Origin of the sequence: Metabacillus niabensis (assembly GCF_902829255.1) — a bacterium.
Classification (GTDB): Bacteria; Bacillota; Bacilli; order Bacillales; family Bacillaceae; genus Metabacillus; species Metabacillus niabensis.
In genome coordinates, this window is sequence record NZ_CADEPK010000036.1 from 1 (window position 1) to 2,814 (window position 2,814).

At 32.0% G+C, this 2,814-nt stretch carries 4 protein-coding genes; 1 reads left to right on the plus strand and 3 read right to left on the minus strand.

The features are described from left to right. Positions 1–1,030 (minus strand): DUF418 domain-containing protein (locus HU235_RS06435; RefSeq protein WP_174879676.1); only part of this gene is annotated, 1,030 nt, incomplete at its 3' end. Between the two features lie 282 nt (positions 1,031–1,312). Between HU235_RS06435 and HU235_RS06440 the strand changes: the two genes are divergently transcribed. After that, positions 1,313–1,936, plus strand: a complete 624-nt coding sequence (locus HU235_RS06440) for a CAP domain-containing protein (RefSeq protein WP_174879677.1) — start codon at positions 1,313–1,315, stop codon at positions 1,934–1,936. 58 nt (positions 1,937–1,994) lie between these two features. On the opposite strand, the gene HU235_RS06445 is transcribed toward HU235_RS06440, so the two are convergent. Continuing rightward, positions 1,995–2,168 (minus strand): hypothetical protein, encoded by a 174-nt coding sequence (locus tag HU235_RS06445; RefSeq protein WP_174879678.1) that lies wholly within the window; start codon positions 2,166–2,168, stop codon positions 1,995–1,997. A 120-nt stretch (positions 2,169–2,288) separates the two neighbouring features. Next, a complete protein-coding gene (locus tag HU235_RS06450) occupies positions 2,289–2,495 on the minus strand; it encodes an alpha/beta-type small acid-soluble spore protein (protein ID WP_095302684.1) in 207 nt (68 codons plus the stop codon). Between the last annotated feature and the right edge of the window lie 319 nt (positions 2,496–2,814).

Below are 2,814 nucleotides of genomic sequence, written 5' to 3' on the forward strand. Positions count from 1 at the left end.
ATAGAGTACCTTCTATCAAATTGAGCTTTCCATATAAGTCGAAAATTCTAATTACTCCGATAGAAATTAATGATTGGAAAAGATAGTTTGTTAATGACATACGTCCGACATATTGAAAGGGGAGAAGTCCTTTTTTCCATTTCTCCTTCGTTACCCATATGGATATGATACACATATATAAAATGCTTAACGAAACACCGCTTAAGCTCGTGACAAATTGGCTTGTCGAATGTTGAATTGGTGAAGTAAATATGTCATATGTCAAAAAAATAAAGTTTGTAATCACTAATAACAAACTAATAAAAGAACACCAAACGATAAGTATCTTTATTAATCGTATATTTTGTAATGAGATGGAATAAAGGTTTTTCTTGCCAGCATATAGGCCTAATAAGAAAAAGCCTAATATAGGAAAAATAGATAATGGTAATTGAAAAAGGATTGGAATAACTTCTATTTGTAAATGAGAGAAGAACCAATGAAAATATGAATCACTTTGATAATGTGTGACATAAGCTTTAATATTTTCATTAATGAATCCTTCGTCGTAAACAAATTTTATTGAGCTAAATATACTACTTAACAGAATAAGATGATAAGTAAAAAGAAATATTATTGACCATATAAGAATTTGTTTTGGTTTAAGGCGGTAAAAAGGAATTAGCATAATGCCAGTTAGTGCGTAAGCATGAAGAATATCACCATACCAAAGAAAAAGTAAATGACAAAGACCAATTAATAAAAGGACGATCATTCGTTTTATAAAGAAAAATACAGGATATTTGGAAAGGAACAAGTAAAAGCTTAATCCGAAAAGAAATGAAAAGATTGGATAAAACTTCATTTCAATAAATAATTTTTGGAAAATTGCTAGACCTTTTTCAAATTCTGAATAGCTTTGCGAAAGACCAAAAAATGAGTACATAAACTGTGGAGAGTGGAAGCTAGGCATATTTACAAGGAAAATACCTAAAAGTGCAACCCCACGAATAATATCTAATTGCAATATTCGATTTTGATTATTTGTCAACGTTCAATCATCCTTTACTAAACTTATCCTTTTTAAAAGTAAGCGATAAAACGGCTATTTACAAGATATTTTAAAGAAAACGTATGAGTCTCTTGCAAGTAAAAGGTGAATAAGTAGTTAGAGGAAGAATATGAATGGTACTGTTTGTATTCTTTAGTTATAGAAACAACGTAAATTGAACTATTATGAAAAAAGGTGTTGAGAAAATTTTATGCATTCATTTCTGAAACTTAGCCAAACTAGAAAAGTGGAAAATTAACTTATTGGCTAAGGAGGAAAGATATGTTTAAAAAGTTTTTATTGGCAACATTGATTTTACTTTTTATCGTTCCATCTGTGACAAATGGACAAACTAAAAGCTATAAAGAAGCACCATTTGAATTTTATAAGGTTTCTCCAGGTGATACATTTTGGTACATAGCTAAGCGATACGGTTTAGACTATAGACAGTTAATGCAATTAAATCCAAATGTCGAGCCTAGGAATATGCATGTAGGTGAAGTGATTCGTCTTAAGGCATCTGCACAAAGTCCTAGTGGTTTCCAAGAACAAGTTGTCCAATTGGTTAACCAGGAAAGAGCTAAAGCAGGATTAAGAGCATTATCACATCGAGCTGATGTGAAAAATGTAGCACAGAAAAAGGCAGAAGATATGATTAATTCAAATTACTTTTCACATACTAGCCCAAACTATGGTTCACCTTTCGATATGTTAAAAACATTTGGAGTTAGTTACTCATCTGCAGGTGAAAATATTGCAAAAGGTCAAAAAACACCGCAAGAGGTAATGAATGCATGGATGAATTCATCTGGCCATCGCGCAAATATATTAAAGCCAGAATATGACACAATTGGTGTTGGATTTTATCATGGTGCATGGGTACAAATGTTTATTAAGGCAAGATAAGAAAAAACAGTAGAGGCAGTGGGGAACCATTGTCACTACTGTTTTTGTTCGTTTTACATTATTTATCAAAAACATCTCTTCCTGTTGCACCTATATAGGAGTCTGTATTACCTCTTGAATTTTCATCCTTCTTTATTTCCTTTTTGTGCGCATTTTTTTGGTCAGAGCCAAGATACACGGATTTATGACGGGCTTCAGCCTGGATAAACTCATCAAAATCTTCATTAATCATTTCTCTCACTCCTTATAAATTTAGTTCCACTTGTTTATCATTACCAGCTTATCTCGTTTCATGAATGAAAAAGGCACCTAAAAAGGTGCCTTTTTTAGCCATTAGTGTATGAAGTTTTTATTATCGAGTTCCGCCACTCATTTGTTGTTGAGCGAAAGATACTAAACGTTTTGTGATTTCTCCACCAACAGATCCATTTGCACGAGAGGTTGTTTCTGCACCAAGGTTAACGCCAAATTCTGATGCGATTTCTAATTTCATTTGATCAAGAGCTTGTGCTGCACCAGGTACCAATAGTTGGTTTGAATTATTACCGTTACTTGCCATGTTAAACCATCTCCTTATGAATAGTTGTTGTTTGGTGGGTTAGGCTGGAATTGCACCATGCTTTATCCTCTAGGCTAACCCGTTGCTGATTTGAAATATATTTTGTTTCAAAAGAATAAAATTATTCACTCATTTTATTTTTCCATATATTTTCTAGTTGAACATTAAAGTTTCGTTAAAAAGTTTTTTGAGTGAAAGTATCATTAATTTCTCACAGCTTTATTGATTTTATTCACATATTAACAAGCAGATATTACCAGCTTATTAGAATTTAATAGGCTAACATTCATTTTTATGAGAGATAATATAATCGCTATTA